This is a genomic window from Neisseria sp. P0017.S009 (genome assembly GCF_051957375.1).
GTDB classification, from domain to species: domain Bacteria; phylum Pseudomonadota; class Gammaproteobacteria; order Burkholderiales; family Neisseriaceae; genus Neisseria; species Neisseria perflava.
Genome location: NZ_JBQCWL010000004.1, coordinates 149116 through 165061, shown reverse-complemented (window position 1 = coordinate 165061; position 15946 = coordinate 149116). Strand labels below are relative to the sequence as shown.

The 15946-nt window shown below is 49.3% G+C and carries 16 protein-coding genes; 11 read left to right on the top strand and 5 right to left on the bottom strand.

Annotation, left to right across the window (positions count from 1 at the left end; translation table 11 throughout):
- Positions 1-56 precede the first annotated feature (56 nt).
- The 4 genes from gyrA to gshA form a co-directional block, all read right to left on the bottom strand.
- Complete coding sequence (gene gyrA / locus ACTHTG_RS06735; RefSeq protein ID WP_440360584.1) at positions 57-2828, bottom strand: DNA gyrase subunit A; 2772 nt, start codon at positions 2826-2828, stop codon at positions 57-59.
- A 127-nt stretch (positions 2829-2955) separates the two neighbouring features.
- A complete protein-coding gene (locus ACTHTG_RS06730; RefSeq protein WP_003686444.1) occupies positions 2956-3438 on the bottom strand; it encodes an acyl-CoA thioesterase in 483 nt (160 codons plus the stop codon).
- Between the two features lie 114 nt (positions 3439-3552).
- The gene (gene corA / locus ACTHTG_RS06725; RefSeq protein ID WP_004520352.1) at positions 3553-4623 is read right to left on the bottom strand and encodes a magnesium/cobalt transporter CorA; all 1071 of its coding nucleotides are present in this window, start codon (positions 4621-4623) and stop codon (positions 3553-3555) included.
- A gap of 108 nt (positions 4624-4731) precedes the next feature.
- Positions 4732-6090, bottom strand: a complete 1359-nt coding sequence (gene gshA / locus ACTHTG_RS06720) for a glutamate--cysteine ligase (protein ID WP_004520351.1) — start codon at positions 6088-6090, stop codon at positions 4732-4734.
- Positions 6091-6354: 264 nt separating this feature from the next.
- On the opposite strand from gshA, the gene leuC reads away from it, so the two are divergent.
- The 8 genes from leuC (at position 6355) to leuB (ending at position 12642) form a co-directional block, all read left to right on the top strand.
- Entirely contained in the window at positions 6355-7764 is a 1410-nt protein-coding gene (gene leuC, locus ACTHTG_RS06715; RefSeq protein ID WP_049335217.1) for a 3-isopropylmalate dehydratase large subunit, read from the top strand.
- A 129-nt stretch (positions 7765-7893) separates the two neighbouring features.
- A complete protein-coding gene (locus ACTHTG_RS06710) occupies positions 7894-8148 on the top strand; it encodes a hypothetical protein (RefSeq protein ID WP_049335219.1) in 255 nt (84 codons plus the stop codon).
- A gap of 103 nt (positions 8149-8251) precedes the next feature.
- Positions 8252-8617 (top strand): VOC family protein, encoded by a 366-nt coding sequence (locus ACTHTG_RS06705; RefSeq protein ID WP_440360585.1) that lies wholly within the window; start codon positions 8252-8254, stop codon positions 8615-8617.
- Positions 8618-8665: 48 nt separating this feature from the next.
- Positions 8666-9307: a 3-isopropylmalate dehydratase small subunit gene (leuD, locus tag ACTHTG_RS06700; protein ID WP_063067850.1), complete on the top strand. Its 642-nt coding sequence runs from the start codon at positions 8666-8668 to the stop codon at positions 9305-9307.
- A 68-nt stretch (positions 9308-9375) separates the two neighbouring features.
- Positions 9376-10044 (top strand): DUF2625 domain-containing protein, encoded by a 669-nt coding sequence (locus ACTHTG_RS06695; protein WP_049335224.1) that lies wholly within the window; start codon positions 9376-9378, stop codon positions 10042-10044.
- Between the two features lie 97 nt (positions 10045-10141).
- Positions 10142-10603, top strand: coding sequence for a YhcH/YjgK/YiaL family protein (locus ACTHTG_RS06690; RefSeq protein WP_049335225.1), 462 nt, complete (start codon positions 10142-10144; stop codon positions 10601-10603).
- A gap of 38 nt (positions 10604-10641) precedes the next feature.
- Positions 10642-11505 (top strand): DUF1444 family protein, encoded by an 864-nt coding sequence (locus tag ACTHTG_RS06685; protein WP_049335226.1) that lies wholly within the window; start codon positions 10642-10644, stop codon positions 11503-11505.
- 66 nt (positions 11506-11571) lie between these two features.
- Positions 11572-12642 (top strand): 3-isopropylmalate dehydrogenase, encoded by a 1071-nt coding sequence (gene leuB, locus ACTHTG_RS06680; protein ID WP_004520344.1) that lies wholly within the window; start codon positions 11572-11574, stop codon positions 12640-12642.
- A gap of 128 nt (positions 12643-12770) precedes the next feature.
- Here the strand turns inward: leuB and ACTHTG_RS06675 are convergent, their stop codons facing one another.
- A complete protein-coding gene (locus ACTHTG_RS06675; RefSeq protein WP_004520343.1) occupies positions 12771-14180 on the bottom strand; it encodes a DEAD/DEAH box helicase in 1410 nt (469 codons plus the stop codon).
- A 115-nt stretch (positions 14181-14295) separates the two neighbouring features.
- On the opposite strand from ACTHTG_RS06675, the gene ACTHTG_RS06670 reads away from it, so the two are divergent.
- Genes ACTHTG_RS06670 through ACTHTG_RS06660 form a run of 3 tightly spaced genes read left to right on the top strand, consistent with a single transcriptional unit; the run spans position 14296 to position 15873 of the window.
- The gene (locus tag ACTHTG_RS06670) at positions 14296-14499 is read left to right on the top strand and encodes a hypothetical protein (protein WP_004520342.1); all 204 of its coding nucleotides are present in this window, start codon (positions 14296-14298) and stop codon (positions 14497-14499) included.
- A gap of 21 nt (positions 14500-14520) precedes the next feature.
- Complete coding sequence (locus ACTHTG_RS06665; RefSeq protein WP_004520341.1) at positions 14521-14913, top strand: hypothetical protein; 393 nt, start codon at positions 14521-14523, stop codon at positions 14911-14913.
- A gap of 15 nt (positions 14914-14928) precedes the next feature.
- The gene (locus ACTHTG_RS06660) at positions 14929-15873 is read left to right on the top strand and encodes a class I SAM-dependent methyltransferase (protein ID WP_004520340.1); all 945 of its coding nucleotides are present in this window, start codon (positions 14929-14931) and stop codon (positions 15871-15873) included.
- Positions 15874-15946 lie beyond the last annotated feature (73 nt).

Below are 15946 nucleotides of genomic sequence, written 5' to 3'. Positions count from 1 at the left end.
CTTTTGGAATAAGCAGGCCGTCTGAAAACTTTTCAGACGGCCTTTTTCATTGACGTTTAAGATTCTTGAGACGGAGTATCTTCAGCTTCTACCACTTGGTTTTCAGCTGCATCGCTTTCCAAAGCGGCTTCATCTTCAGCCTCTTCGGCCACGCGCTCCAAGCTGACCAAGGTTTCGCCTTCATCCAAATTAATCAGACGCACGCCTGCGGCAGCGCGGCCGGTCTCGCGGATTTGCTCAACTTTGGTACGAATCAGGACACCGCCGCTGGTAATCAGCATCAGGTCGTCGATTTCACTGACCAAAGTTGCGGCAACCAAATCGCCGTTGCGCTCGCCGGTATTGATAGCGATATTGCCTTGGCCGCCTTTGTTTTTACGGCTGTAATCGGCAATCGGGGTACGTTTGCCATAGCCGTTGGCGGTAGCGGTCAATACTTGCAAATCGCTTTGTTCGGCTTCAGGGGCAAAGGTAATCAGGCTGACAATCTTGCCATCGGCCGGCAGGCGCATACCGCGCAAACCGCCACTGCCGCGACCGGACGGACGGACACCGTGTTTGCCGCTTGGCAATGCGTTTTCGGCATTTTCATCATCCAGGCCGTCTGAATCTTCGTTTTCGGTTTCGATATCGGCATCTTCTGCTTCATCGTTACCGGATTTTTCCCAATATTCGTTAAAGCGGATGGCTTTGCCCAAGTTGGAGAACAACATAATGTCATCCGCACCGCCGGTTTGCGCTGCGCCGACCAAGTAATCGCCTTCTTTAAGCGCGATGGCTTTAATGCCTTGGCTGCGGACGTTTTTAAACGCAGACAACTGGACTTTTTTCACCATGCCTTGTGCAGTGGCGAAGAAAACGTATTGGTCTTCCGGGAACTCGCGGACGGCCAAAATCGCGCTGACTTTTTCGCCCTCTTCCAATTGGATAACGTTGTTAATCGGACGACCACGGCTGTTGCGGCCGCCTTCCGGCAGTTTGTACACTTTAATCCAATGGCACTTGCCCAAATTGGTAAAGCACATCAAATAATCATGCGTATTGGCAACAAACAGGGTTTCGATAAAGTCTTCGTCTTTGGTTGCCGCTGCCTGTTTGCCGCGGCCGCCGCGACGCTGCGCCTGATAATCGGTAGTCGGCTGGGTTTTGATGTAGCCGCCATGAGTCAGGGTAACGACCATTTCACGTTGCGGAATCAGGTCTTCATCGGCGATATCGCCGCCAAACGGATTGATTTCGCTGCGACGCTCATCGCCAAAGTTGGCTTTGATGTCTGCCAATTCTTCGCGGATGATTTGGGTAACGCGCTCAGGTTTGGAAAGAATATCCACGAAATCAATGATTTTGCTCATCAGGTTTTTATATTCGCCGACAATTTCTTCCTGATCGAGACCGGTCAGGTTACGCAAGCTCATGCGCAAAATGGCATCGGCTTGCAATTCGCTCAGGTAATAGCCTTGGCTATGCAGGCCCAAATTCTCTGGCAAGCCTTCAGGGCGCATCATGTGCAGGTCTAAATCCGTACGGCTGAGCATGTCTTCAACCAAGCTGCTGCGCCATGGGCGGGACAGCAGTTTTTCTTTGGCTTCCGGCGCATTGGCAGATTCCTTAATCAGGCGGATAATTTCGTCGATATTAGACAAGGCAACTGCTTTACCTTCGGCAATATGGCCTTCATGACGCGCTTTTTTCAGGCGGAATAAAGTACGACGGGTAACGACTTCGCGACGGTGGCGCAGGAATTCGGACAGGATTTGTTTCAGGTTCAGCAAGCGCGGCTGGCCGTCAACCAAGGCCACCATGTTGATACCGAAGCTGTCTTGCAGCTGGGTCAGTTTGTAGAGTTGGTTCAAAACGACTTCGGCATTTTCATTGCGTTTCAATTCGATCACGACACGCATACCGGATTTATCGGACTCGTCGCGCAGGTCGGATACGCCTTCCAACGTTTTTTCGCGTACCAACTCGCCGATTTTCTCAACCAGCTTGGCTTTGTTTACTTGATATGGGATTTCATCGATAACGATGGCTTCGCGCTCGCCGTTTTTACCGATAGGCTCAATATGGGTTTTACCGCGCATCACTACACGGCCGCGGCCGGTTTTATAGCCTTCGCGCACGCCGCTCAAGCCATAAATAGTTGCGCCGGTTGGGAAATCGGGTGCTTGGATAATGTTGATCAGCTCGTCGATTTCAGTTTCAGGCTCATCCAACAAACGCAGGCAAGCATTGATGGTATCGCCCAAATTGTGCGGCGGGATATTGGTTGCCATACCGACGGCAATACCGGACGAACCATTGACTAACAACGCCGGGAAACGGGTCGGCAATACCAGCGGCTCATGTTCGCTGCCGTCATAGTTGGGACCGAAATTGACGGTTTCTTCTTCGATATCCGCCAGCATTTCATGGGAAATTTTTTCCATGCGGATTTCGGTATAACGCATGGCTGCTGCGGCCAATCCGTCGACAGAACCGAAGTTGCCCTGACCGTCAATCAGTACATAACGCATGGAGAAGTCTTGCGCCATGCGGACGATGGTGTCGTAAACGGCTGTATCACCGTGGGGGTGATATTTACCGATAACGTCGCCGACGATACGCGCCGATTTTTTATAGGCGGAATTCCAGTTGTTTTTCAACTCGTGCATCGCGTACAACACGCGGCGGTGTACCGGCTTGAGACCGTCGCGGACATCCGGCAGGGCTCGTCCCACAATCACGCTCATGGCGTAATCGAGGTAGCTCTTGCGCATTTCGTCTTCAAGGCTGACAGGCAGGGTTTCGAGTGCAAATTTATGGTCGTTGCGGATGGTTGCGTCGGTCATGATTATCTGTAATTTCGTATGGCAAAAATCTTGTTGATTCTACCACAAAACAAGCGGTTTATGGCTTTTGCGTGAAGGCCGTCTGAAACAGGATTTCAGACGGCCTTCGTTATTTAATAAATTTAATTTAGTTGCAGCCAGAATCTTCGTTCGCAGCCTGCAAACTCAACTCTTTACGCTTTTTAGCCCTTTCATAACGGCAGCGTTGGCGCTGTGTATTGATTTCCAAAGGTGGTACAGGAACCGGCTTACCGTCTTCAACGGCAACCATGGTGAAGTAGCAGCTGTTGGTATGACGCACTTCGCCTGTGTGGATGTTTTGCGCCTCCACACGGATACCGACTTCCATAGAAGTACGGCCGGTATAGTTGATACTGGCGTAAAAGGTTACCAACTCACCGACATGAATAGGCTCTTTAAACAATACTTTATCAACAGACAGAGTAACGCAATAGGTACCGCTGTAACGGCAGGCGCAGGAATATGCTACTTGGTCGAGCAGGCGCAGAAGATCGCCGCCGTGAACATTTCCGCTGAAGTTTGCCGTATAAGGCATCATCAGTTCGGACATAATCAGTTCATGGGAAGGTAGTTGGCGTTCCGGTTTCATCGTTTATTCTCCTTTTGATATTTATTTTAAAATTGTCTGAAAACTTCAGACTGCACGTGTGCAAAATCATTCTACCGTTTTTAATCGTTGAATTTCAACCCATTGCCTTCCTGTTTACAGCCATTTTCTACGTGAGAAGAAAATCAGCAGTCCGATAATAATGCACAGCATCATACCCAAAACCATGAAGTAGCCGTAATGCCAATGCAGCTCGGGCATATTGTCGAAGTTCATGCCGTAGATGCCGGTGATGACGGTCAGCGGCATAAAGATGATGGTGATAACCGTCAACACGCGCATTTGCTGGTTCATGCGGTTGGATTGGAAGGAAAGGTAAATGTCCATCATGCTCAACACCATATCACGCGAGGCATCAAGCGATTCGATAAGTTGCATATTGTGGTCGTACACGTCGCGCAGATAGACGGTCGACTCGCCTTTGAAAATGGCAAAATCGCCGCGCACGGCCAGTTGATAGAACACATCGCGCAATGGTAAAAGCGTGCGTCGCAGACGGACGGCATCTCGCTTGAGGCGGTGAATCTTACTGAGAATATCGCTGTTTTCATTTTTAAACAGGGACTTGTCTATGACTTCGACGCGGTTGTTGTATGACTCCAAAACAATGAAATAGTCGTCCACAATACGGTCAAGCAGGCAATAAGCAAGAAACGCCGTATTTTTGTTCAAAATATTGTGCGGATTTTCGTGCATCTGCCGACGGAGATGGCTGAACAAGCCCAACGGTTTTTGTTGGAAAGACAACACAAAATCTTTGCCGATAATCACATACACTTGGTCAGAATGGAGTTTGCCCGTAGAGGTATAGTGGTATACCTGTGCGGCAGTAAATACATAGTTGCCGTAGTCTTCGATTTTCGGACGCTGCTTGCGGCTGAGAATATCTTCAATAACTAGCTCATGAATACCATAAGGTTCAAGCGCGTGTTTGAGCAAGACGACATCATTAATACCGACAAAATGCAGCCAGTTGATTTGACCTTCTTGCGGATGGGCAATATCGGGCAAATTTTTTCCGGCAAGATAATCATGCTGAACAAAGGTATCGGCGGAATACAAGGTTTGATGGATAGCAGAACGCGGCGCATTGTCGGTATTGCTGCGCTGCATGGTTTGGTCTTGCAGATTGTCGGTTGTCTCAACTGGATTGGCTGGTTTGCTCATAAAAATAAATCATGTTTTTTAGTTAGAATGAATTGTACAGACAGAAAAGGCCGTCTGAAAACAAATTTTCAGACGGCCTGACAATATCGATCAACGCTTTATGCTTTATTAGGCTTGAGGCGCGGTTTTCTCCAATTCCAATGCGGCAGCAAGCAAGGACAGGCGCGCCATTACGCCGTAAACGTAGAGGCGGTTGTGTTCATTGTCGACGTCGCAGTCTTTTTCAGAACGTGGCATGCCGAGCGAGTCCCATTGTTCAAATACGCGCTTGCAGGCTTCGGGCGCTTCTTGGGAATTGTCGCCGCTGCCGGTGGGGATGCTGTTGGACAGCGGGACGAATACCATGCCGCCGGCGTTGAGGTTTTCGTCTGCACCACGGCCTTCGTGTACACGGAAGAAACCGCCGATAACGAAACGGTCCATCATATAAACGACAGGTTCACACACGGCGCCGTTCATGGTTTCGTAGGTATAAATACCTTCTTGGACAATGACTTCGCTAACTTCTAAACCCTCTTTGACTTTCGCCATTTTGTTGCGGTTTTTACGGTTCAAGCCGCGCACTTCATCCGCAGATTTAACGCTCATCACGCCCATGCCATAAGTACCTGCATCGGCTTTCACAATAACGAAAGGCTGGTCGGTAATGCCCAATTCATCGTATTTGGCTTGAATTTTCGCCAATACGCGTTCTACCGCGTCTGCCAACGCATCCTCGCCTTCACGCTCTTGGAAATCCAAACCGCTGATTTTTTCAAAATAAGGATTGATTTGCCATTCGTCGATATCAATCAACTTGGCAAAGTCGGCAGCAACTTGGTTGTACGCGCCGAAATGTTCGGTTTTACGGCGAGTCGTCCAGCCGCCGTGCAATGGAGGCAAAACGGTTTGGTTGATACCTTTAAGGATTTCAGGAACACCCGCAGACAAGTCATTGTTCAACAAAACAACGCAAGGCGAGAAACCGTCGGCAAGATGTACACGCTCACGGGTACGCAATAAAGGTTCAAGCAAAATTTTGTTGCCTAATGCGGTTTCAAACTCGGTTGGCTCAGTCACTTCAGGATTCAAGCTGCCCAAGCGCACTTCGTATCCTGCCGAACGCAAAATCTCGCTGAGGGCGTAAACGTTTTGCAGATAGAATGTGTTGCGCGTGTGGTTTTCAGGAATAATCAATACGGATTTTGCCGTTTCACATGCGCGCTGTACCGCATCTTGCGCGGCAACCGCCGCCAGCGGGATAAAGTTGGGATTCAAATTATTGAAGCCGCCCGGAAACAGGTTCATATCGATAGATGAAATTTTGTAACCGGCATTACGGATGTCAACCGAGCCATAAAACGGCGGACGGTGTTCGTTCCAATGCGAACGGAACCATGCTTCGATTTTGGCATGATTGGCAAGGACTTTTTTCTCAAATTCCCGTAATTGAGTCAGATGCTCAGGAGCCATTACCGGTAATTTCATTCTCTATACCTCTTGGTAAGTGTGGATGTTGAGTGAGAATGATAGAACTTTTTAGTGCATTTCGACAAGCATTCTTTCAGATAAGATGCATCTTTTTGTTAACAATTCTACAATTTGTCCAATTTTTGATAAGCGTTTTTGAAACTTTGCGACAAATTTTAAAAATTGGACAAATTTCTATTGCGCAGCCCCTATAAAAAGCCTAAAATCCGCCCATAAACGCAAACCATCATTCATACCTACCAATAGCAAAGAATACTCATCATGAGCGCACAAACCCTTTACGATAAACTTTGGAACAGCCACGTTGTCCGCGAAGAAGAAGACGGCACTGTCCTGCTTTACATCGACCGCCACCTGGTTCACGAAGTAACCAGCCCGCAAGCATTTGAAGGCTTGAAAATGGCCGGCCGCAAACTCTGGCGTATCGACAGCGTGGTCTCCACAGCCGACCACAACACCCCGACCGGCGACTGGGACAAAGGTATCCAAGATCCGATTTCCAAACTGCAAGTCGATACTTTGGACAAAAACATTAAAGAGTTTGGCGCACTCGCCTACTTCCCGTTTATGGATAAAGGCCAAGGCATCGTGCACGTTATGGGCCCGGAGCAAGGCGCTACCCTGCCCGGCATGACCGTCGTTTGTGGCGACTCGCACACTTCTACCCACGGCGCATTCGGCGCATTGGCGCACGGTATCGGCACTTCCGAAGTCGAACACACCATGGCGACCCAGTGCATTACCGCAAAAAAATCCAAATCTATGCTGATTTCCGTTGAAGGCCGTCTGAAACCCGGTGTTACTGCCAAAGACGTGGCACTTTACATCATCGGCCAAATCGGTACGGCAGGCGGTACGGGCTACGCCATCGAGTTTGGCGGCGAAGCCATCCGCAGCCTTTCTATGGAAGGCCGCATGACCTTGTGCAATATGGCGATCGAAGCCGGTGCGCGCTCAGGCATGGTTGCCGTCGACCAAACCACCATCGACTATGTAAAAGGCAAACCTTTCGCACCTAAAGGCGAAGCGTGGGACAAAGCCGTCGAGTACTGGCGTACGCTGGTGTCTGACGAAGGTGCCGTATTTGATAAAGAATACCACTTCAAAGCCGAAGACATCGAGCCTCAAGTAACTTGGGGCACCTCGCCTGAAATGGTTTTAGACATCAGCGGCAAAGTGCCTAATCCTGCCGAAGAAGCCGATCCGGTCAAACGCAGCGGCATGGAACGCGCCCTTGAATACATGGGTTTGGAAGCCGGTACGCCATTAAACGAAATCCCTGTCGATATCGTCTTTATCGGTTCTTGCACCAACAGCCGTATCGAAGACTTGCGCGAAGCCGCCGCTATCGCCAAAGGCCGCAAAAAAGCGGACAATGTACAACGCGTATTGATTGTCCCCGGCTCCGGTTTGGTTAAAGAGCAGGCAGAAAAAGAAGGCTTGCACGAAGTGTTTATAGAAGCCGGTTTTGAATGGCGCGAGCCGGGTTGCTCTATGTGCCTCGCCATGAATGCCGACCGCCTGACCCCGGGACAACGTTGTGCCTCTACTTCCAACCGTAACTTTGAAGGCCGTCAAGGCAACGGCGGACGCACCCACCTCGTCAGCCCTGCCATGGCAGCCGCAGCCGCAGTGACCGGCTACTTTACCGATATCCGCACTATGGCTTAAAGTATTTTCAGACGGCCTTTATTGATCAGGCCGTCTGAAACAATACCTTGCTCAAGTAAGTTTTCCTATTGTATTGCGAAAAACGTCCGAAAACCTTCTTAATCATTGATAACTTGAAAGGAATCTAGTATGAAAAAACTGTTTGCATTAGCTGCCGCAGCCCTCATCCTGTCAGCTTGTTCCAGCACTTGGTCCGGTGCAAAAGACGATACCAACCGCAATTGGGACAAAACCAAAGAGACTGCCGAGCGTGTAGCCGATAAAACCAAAGAAACGGCAGAACACGTTGCCGACAAAACCGGCGAAGCCGTTAAAAAAGGCGGCAATGCAGTAGGCCGCGGCATGAGCCATGTTGGAGAAAAAATCGAAGCCGCTACCGAATAATTCGGTAAATCAGGCCGTCTGAAGCTCCTGACTCCGTTTCAGACGGCCTGATACATTATTAATTTTTCAGACATTTTCACGATTCAAAGCAAAGGAAGAAACAATGAGTAATCCGTCAAGCTGGTTTGGTATTCATGCTCATGATTTGGATCGCGCCAAAGCCTTTTACGAATCCGTATTCGGTAAGCCCCTGCAAGACGTTGGCGGCAACGGATTCCGTTTCATCATTTTCCCAGCCGATTACACCCAACACGGTACGGCCGGCATGATTTGGCACGACAGCAATGCCCAGCCCGGCCACGGCGGTACAACCATTTTCTTTAATTGCCCGAATTGCGCCGAAACAGCAGAAAAAGCCGTTGAAGCAGGCGGCAAACTGTTACAAGAGAAATTCCGCATTGCCAACGGCTTTGCAGCATTTATCGAAGACACAGAAGGCAACCGAATCGGTTTGCACATCACACGCTAACCCGAATAGCCATAAAATAATTTCCCATTATTACTATAAGAATCTGACATGAAAGCCTTTACCAAAATTACCGCCATCGTTGCCCCGCTCGACCGCAGCAACGTCGACACCGATGCCATCATCCCCAAACAATTTCTGAAATCCATCAAACGCAGCGGCTTCGGCCCCAATGCCTTTGATGAATGGCGTTACCTCGACCACGGCGAACCTGGCATGGACAACAGCAAACGCCCGTTGAATCCTGATTTCTCCCTGAACCAGCCACGCTATCAAGGCGCACAAATCCTGTTGACGCGTAAAAACTTCGGTTGCGGCTCTTCACGCGAACACGCCCCTTGGGCATTGGACGACTACGGCTTCCGCGCCGTCATCGCCCCCAGCTTCGCCGACATCTTCTTCAACAACTGCTACAAAAACGGCCTTTTGCCTATAGTTTTGACAGAAGAACAGGTTGACCAGCTTTTCAAAGAAGTTGAAGCCAACGAAGGCTATCAGCTCTCCATCGACCTTGCCGAGCAAACCCTGACCACCCCTAGCGGCGAAACATTCACATTCGACGTTACCGAACACCGCAAACACTGCCTCTTAAACGGCTTGGACGAAATCGGCCTGACCCTGCAACACGCTGACGAAATTCACGCCTTCGAAGAAAAACGCCGCCAAAGCCAGCCTTGGCTGTTTAACGGTTGACATACAAAAGGCCGTCTGAAAAATTTAAGTGTTTCAGACGGCCTTTACTGAATGTTTTGGGATAGACCATGAGATCATTCGACGAATTAATCCAAACCCAAGACCCTGCGTGGCCATTGATTCAAGAGTGGCTTACAGAAGCGGTAAACAGCGTTGAAGTTCTGCCACGTACGCTTGAAAAGGCAAAGGAAGAACTTGTCAAAACCCAAGTAACGATACGTTCGTTTATGGGTGCTGTCGTTTATGAAACCGGCGGTATCCTTATCGATGACGGCTGGTTACGGATACTTGGTTCTAGCAGCGCGAAGCTACCTCGTGGTTTGGGAAGTTGGAATCTAAACCGTACACAATCCGAGCCAGCAGGCCCTGCTCCCTATTATCTGTTTGCCGATGATGTTGCTGGAGGCTATTTTGCGATTAATGGCGGAGGATTGAATGGCAAAGTAGGTAATGTTTTCTACCTACCACCGGATACACTGGAATGGGAAGATTGCGGTAAAGGTTATGGCGACTTCTTAAATTGGGCATTGACCGGCGATTTACAGTTGTTTTACGAAAACCTGCGTTGGGAAAATTGGCGCGAAGAAATCCATGATTTGAATGGCGACAGCGTTTACACGTTCTTTCCGTTTTTATGGGCTGAAGAAGGCAGCGATATAAACCAAGTCAGCCGCAAGCGTATTCCTATTGCTGAACATTATGCTTCCACTTTGAATCTGCAAAACACAACTCCATAAAAAGCCCTTTCAGACGGCCTTGTTGTCATAATCTCAATAAAGCGTCCTTAAAACGTATTCTTCACATCCTGAAGTTTAATTTCTACCTAACCACACCATGATTACCGACACCATAAGCAATGCCACCCGCTACGCTGCCTTGCATCCCGACTTTGCCGAAGCCTTCCATCTGTTGCAGACCCTAAATTTTGCCAAGCTGCCGGACGGCCAAGTACCATGCGAGAATCCCAATATCCGTATTTTTATCGGTAGCGAGCCGATGAGGACTAAGGGAGAAGCCCAGCCTGAAGCGCACTTAAAACATATTGATATTCAAACGCCGATTGATGGCAGCGAAACATATGGCTGGATAGACAGAGGCCGTCTGAAAAACGGTTTAGGCTACAACGAAAAGCGCGATATCGAATTTTTCGACTGCGAGCCGGAAACCTGGCTGACCTTGGAGCCAGGTGAATTTACGCTATTCTTCCCGAATGATGCGCATGCCCCATTGGTTGGCGACAGGCCGAACATACGCAAAGTCGTTTTTAAAATCCGTGTTGAAACCGAACGTCTATAATTTTTCAGACGGCCTTATCCCCTTATTCAGGACACAATATGTCTTTTTTCAGCAGGTTGTTCCGCTCCAAACCTAAATTAATGACTTGGCAGGAATTTGTCGAATACTTTGCCCGTCGCATCCAAGAAGAATTGGATCTTGAGGCGAAAATCGACTGGGGTGAAAATATTGCGTCTTCGCCCATCATTGTCCAGTTTTCCGAAGACGATGAAGCATCGTTCAGCACATATTTGAGCAACCATTACACAAGTTATCTGCAAAATCCCGAGGCCTTGGAAGCTATTGTTGCAGCCAATTTAGCGGTTATCGATAAGCTTCAGGACTCTGATGCCAGTGTTTCAGCACAACAAATTCTTCCGACGATTAAAAATACAATTTATCTGGAAAACGTCAGACTGATTACAAATACGGACGAAGACGAGCCTGCCGATTACCTGGTATACAAACCAATTGCCGGCGATATCATGTTGCTTTATATGGTGGATACGGAAGAATCCATGCATACACTCAATCGTGAGCATATGAAAGAGGCCGGTATTGAAGATGAAGACGCCTTGTATCGTACCGCCATGGATAATTTGCGCCAACAGATGAATGGACATGTCCAAATTCATCATGCTGAAGGTTGGTCATTGGCTCAAATCCATTTGGATAACGACTATGATGCTTCCCTGATTTTGCTTTTGGACGAAGTACTTAAAGACGATTCTATGCTGCCGGCCAACCCTGTTTTTGCAGTCCCGGCACGCAACGCCCTGCTCGTTTGCAGCCCGTCCGATGAAGAGGCTTTGCAGGCGATGGCGAATATTGCCCTGCAGGCATTTGAAGATTCTGCCTACGCGATTTCTACCCAGCTTTACCAGTACCATAATGGTACAATCAGCGTTTTCAGAGCAAATTGATTTAAGGCCGTCTGAAAAACAGACGACCTGCCCTTTACCTAAAACCTTCTCATAAGGAAACCCGAAATGACCAAACATATCGCTATCTTGCGCGGCGACGGCATCGGCCCTGAAATCGTTGCAGAAACCGTCCGTGTACTCGACAAACTTATCGAACAAGGTTTGGATGTCAGCTACGAATACGCACCTTTGGGCGGCGAAGCCTATGACGAATACGGCCATCCTTATCCAGAATTCACGCAAAACCTTTGCCGTAAAGCCGATGCTGTCTTGCTTGGTGCAGTCGGTTCTCCTCAATACGATAATCTCGACCGTCCGCTGCGCCCTGAACGCGGCTTGTTGGCCATTCGTAAAGACTTGAATCTGTTTGCTAATTTGCGCCCTGCCATTTTGTATAAAGAGCTGGCCAATGCTTCTACTTTGAAACCGGAAATCGTAGCCGGCCTCGACATCCTTATCGTACGCGAACTGACCGGCGATATTTATTTTGGCGAACCGCGCGGCATCCGTGTTTTAGAAAACGGCGAACGCGAAGGCTACAACACCATGAAATACAGCGAAAGCGAAATCCGCCGCATCGCCCACGTTGCCTTCCAATCTGCCCAAAAACGCAGCAAAAAAGTCTGCTCCGTAGGCAAAGCCAACGTTTTGGAAACCACCGAACTGTGGCGCGAAATCTTTGAAGAAATCGGCAAAGAATACCCTGATGTCGAGCTTTCCCATATGTACGTCGACAACGCCGCCATGCAGTTAGTACGCGCGCCCAAACAATTTGACGTGATTGCCACCGGCAACATCTTCGGCGACATCCTCTCCGACGAAGCCTCCATGCTGACCGGTTCCATCGGTATGCTGCCTTCTGCTTCTTTGGACGAAAACGGCAAAGGCCTGTACGAACCATCTCACGGCTCAGCTCCCGACATTGCCGGTCAAAACAAAGCCAATCCGCTGGCGACCGTATTGTCTCTTGCCATGCTGCTGCGTTACAGCCTGAACGACGAAGCCCGCGCGCAACAAGTTGAAAACGCCGTACAAAAAGTACTGCAACAAGGCTTGCGTACCGGCGACATTTACGAAGAAGGTACCAAACTGGTTTCCTGCTCCGAAATGGGCGATGCCGTATTGGCTGCTTTGTAAGAAGGCCGTCTGAAAAAAGAGTGGGATCAATCCCGCGCTTTTTTATATGCGAAAACTTGAAACCATAAAAAAGGGCGTGTCTTCACACGCCCTTATGTCTTTTTCAGACGGCCTTAAGATTGAAAAAATCAACCTCTTTTGTGTTTGCCGCCAAAGCTGTCGTTAGACTTACGCTTGCCTTTAAAGCCTTCGCCGCCTTTTTTGAAACCATCAGCTTTTTTGAAACCATCTTTCTTAAAGCCATCTTTCTTGAAACCGTCTTTTTTATGGCCTTCGCCGCGAGCTTTACCGCCGAAACCTTCTTTAGCCGGTTTCTTATCGCCGCGCCAGCCGCCGGATTTACGATCGCCCCAGCCGCCTTTGCCTTTCGGTTTAGCGCCGGCAGATTTGCGTTTGCGTGTCGGCTCCATGCCTTCGATGGTCAGCTCAGGCAATTTACGGCCGATGTATTTTTCAATTTTGTGTACTTTGACGTATTCGTTCACTTCGGCAAAAGTAATCGCAATACCGGTGCGGCCTGCGCGGCCGGTACGGCCGATACGGTGAACGTAGTCTTCAGCCTGTTTCGGCAAGTCGTAGTTGATAACGTGGGTAATGGTTGGTACGTCGATACCGCGTGCGGCAACGTCGGTGGCAACCAAAATTTTGCAGCGGCCTTTGCGCAAGTCCATCAGCGTGCGGTTACGCCAGCCTTGCGGCATATCGCCGTGCAGGCAGTTGGCGGCAAAACCTTTTTCGTACAACTCATCCGCAATGACTTCGGTCATGGCTTTGGTGGATGTAAAGATCACGCATTGGTCGATATTGGCATCGCGCAAAATGTGGTCGAGCAGGCGGTTTTTATGGCGCATATCGTCGCAGTACAACAGCTGCTCTTCGATTTTGCCTTGATCGTCCACACGCTCAACTTCGATGGTTTCAGGGTCTTTGGTCAGTTTGCGCGCCAGTTTGCCCACCGCGCCGTCCCAAGTGGCGGAGAACAACAAAGTCTGACGGTCGCTCGGCGTTGCTTCAACGATGGTTTCGATGTCGTCGATAAAGCCCATGTCCAACATACGGTCGGCTTCGTCCAGAATCAGCACTTCCAAACGTTCAAAATCAACTTTACCGCTCTGCATCAAGTCCATCAGACGGCCCGGAGTGGCGACAATCAGGTCAACCGGTTTGCTCAGGGCACGGGTTTGGTAGCCGAAAGATGCACCGCCGACAATGCTGACAGTACGGAACCAACGCATATTTTTAGCATACGCCAGTGCATTTTTTTCTACCTGAGCCGCCAGTTCGCGGGTCGGGGTCAATACCAAAGCGCGCGGACCTTTGCCCGGTTTTTCGCTGCGTTTGGTCAGTTTTTGCAAAGTCGGCAGCAGGAAGGCTGCAGTTTTGCCTGAACCGGTTTGTGCCGAAGCCATAATGTCGCGGCCGTCCAAAGCAAACGGAATCGCTTGCGCCTGAATCGGGGTCGGGCTTTCATAACCCTCGCTGCTTACGGCAGACAAAATGTTTTTATCAAGGTTCAAATCGGCAAATTTAATAGACATATCTATCCTAAGAGACAACAACGCGCACGCCTGAACAAGTTCAGACGACCTGAAGCAAAGGAAAGTAACGATACGGGAAATGTGAAGTTACAGGGTTGTCGCAAGCATCTTGCTTGTGGTTAACATCGACGACAACCTGCACAGAAAAGGCTTTGCAAATATGCAAGCAATAAAAGAAACGCGCCCGAAACGGCGGTTTAGGTTGGATGACGATGGCTTCGTATCAAAAGGCGAAGGGCGGATAATAAAGGAGAAAACCGCCCAGGTCAAGCAAAACAGGCTGCGAGTGCAAAATCAAGCTATAATGCCGTTTTATTGAATCAGCACGGATGAATCCGACATGAAGTTTTTCAAAACCGCCTTATTACCTGCACTTGCTGCCGCCCTGTTGCTTGGCGCGTGCAGTGGCTCGGAGAGTTATCGCGGCGAATGGAAGGCCGTTGCGTCCGACGGTAGCAAAGCCGAAATCACCTTTGCCGAAAAAAGCTTTACTGTCAAAGACGAAAAAGGCAAAGAAACCGTTTACGAATACACTCAAAACCAATACAAATTAGAAAGCGGCAGAACCAGCTACGGCATCGACATCAAAAACGCCTCGGAAGCACGAATCGTGTTCCCGTTTAAAGGCAAGACCGACCGTGCCACCATAGTTGCGCCTGACGATACAATTCTCTATATGCTTGACCGCCACGCCTACGTCCCTACTGATCAATTCTGGAAACTTCCCCAATAAGGCCGTCTGAAAACCATGACCGACATTACCCCCTTTGCCAACCGCTTGGGCAAAAACATCAAACATCTTATGAAATGGGCCAAACGCAACAATATCGAAGCCTGGCGCATTTACGACCGCGATATTCCCCAATTTCCCTTTGCCGTCGATGTTTACGGCGACCAAATCCATCTTCAGGAATACGATACCGGCTGGCTGATGCAGCCCGAAGAATACGAAGCATGGCTTGCCGATGTATTGGAAGCTATTGGTTTTGTGACCGGTTTTGCGCCCGAACAAATCCACCTCAAACGCCGAGAACGTCAAAAAGGCTTGCAGCAATACGAAAAAACCGGCAAAACCGGCGACGATTTCGTCATCACTGAAAACGGCCGCAAGTTTTGGGTCAACCTCGACAAATACCTCGATACCGGCCTTTTCCTCGACCACCGAAATACGCGCAAAAAGGTCGGCGACACCGCAGCGGGCAAACGCTTCCTCAACCTGTTTTCCTACACAGGCAGCTTCACCGTCTATGCCGCAACCGGGGGTGCAGTATCCAGCGAAACCGTCGATTTATCGAATACTTATCTGGAGTGGGCAAAACGCAATTTCGAACTCAACGGCATCGACCTTGAGCAACACAAAATCGTCCGCGCCGACGTGTTCCAATACCTGCAAAATGCCGCAGACGAAGGCAAAAAGTTCGACCTGATCGTCATGGACCCGCCCAGCTTTTCCAACAGCAAAAAGATGCTCGACATCCTCGACATCCAGCGCGACCATAAAAAGCTGATTGACGGCGCAATGAGCCTGCTCGCTTCAGACGGCATTCTGTATTTCTCCAACAACCTGCGCAGTTTTGTGTTGGACGATTCGGTCGCGGAACAATACACCGTCAAAGACATTTCCAAGCAGTCCGTTCCCGACGATTTCCGCAACAAAAAAATCCATCAATGCTGGGAAATCAAGCATAAATAAGCATCAGGCCGTCTGAAAGCCAGTTTTCAGACGGCCTGATTACCATATTGAATCTCTCAATCAATAGGCGCAT

Bases quoted from the DNA above. Each gene is read 5' to 3' on its own strand.
- ACTHTG_RS06695 (WP_049335224.1), top strand. From the start codon at position 9,376: ATGAGATCATTCGACGAATTAATCCAAACCCAAGACCCTGCGTGGCCA.
- corA (WP_004520352.1), bottom strand. From the start codon at position 4,623: ATGAGCAAACCAGCCAATCCAGTTGAGACAACCGACAATCTGCAAGAC.
- ACTHTG_RS06675 (WP_004520343.1), bottom strand. From the start codon at position 14,180: ATGTCTATTAAATTTGCCGATTTGAACCTTGATAAAAACATTTTGTCT.
- ACTHTG_RS06685 (WP_049335226.1), top strand. From the start codon at position 10,642: ATGTCTTTTTTCAGCAGGTTGTTCCGCTCCAAACCTAAATTAATGACT.
- ACTHTG_RS06710 (WP_049335219.1), top strand. From the start codon at position 7,894: ATGAAAAAACTGTTTGCATTAGCTGCCGCAGCCCTCATCCTGTCAGCT.
- ACTHTG_RS06705 (WP_440360585.1), top strand. From the start codon at position 8,252: ATGAGTAATCCGTCAAGCTGGTTTGGTATTCATGCTCATGATTTGGAT.
- ACTHTG_RS06690 (WP_049335225.1), top strand. From the start codon at position 10,142: ATGATTACCGACACCATAAGCAATGCCACCCGCTACGCTGCCTTGCAT.
- ACTHTG_RS06665 (WP_004520341.1), top strand. From the start codon at position 14,521: ATGAAGTTTTTCAAAACCGCCTTATTACCTGCACTTGCTGCCGCCCTG.
- leuC (WP_049335217.1), top strand. From the start codon at position 6,355: ATGAGCGCACAAACCCTTTACGATAAACTTTGGAACAGCCACGTTGTC.
- gshA (WP_004520351.1), bottom strand. From the start codon at position 6,090: ATGAAATTACCGGTAATGGCTCCTGAGCATCTGACTCAATTACGGGAA.
- ACTHTG_RS06660 (WP_004520340.1), top strand. From the start codon at position 14,929: ATGACCGACATTACCCCCTTTGCCAACCGCTTGGGCAAAAACATCAAA.
- leuD (WP_063067850.1), top strand. From the start codon at position 8,666: ATGAAAGCCTTTACCAAAATTACCGCCATCGTTGCCCCGCTCGACCGC.
- ACTHTG_RS06730 (WP_003686444.1), bottom strand. From the start codon at position 3,438: ATGAAACCGGAACGCCAACTACCTTCCCATGAACTGATTATGTCCGAA.
- leuB (WP_004520344.1), top strand. From the start codon at position 11,572: ATGACCAAACATATCGCTATCTTGCGCGGCGACGGCATCGGCCCTGAA.
- gyrA (WP_440360584.1), bottom strand. From the start codon at position 2,828: ATGACCGACGCAACCATCCGCAACGACCATAAATTTGCACTCGAAACC.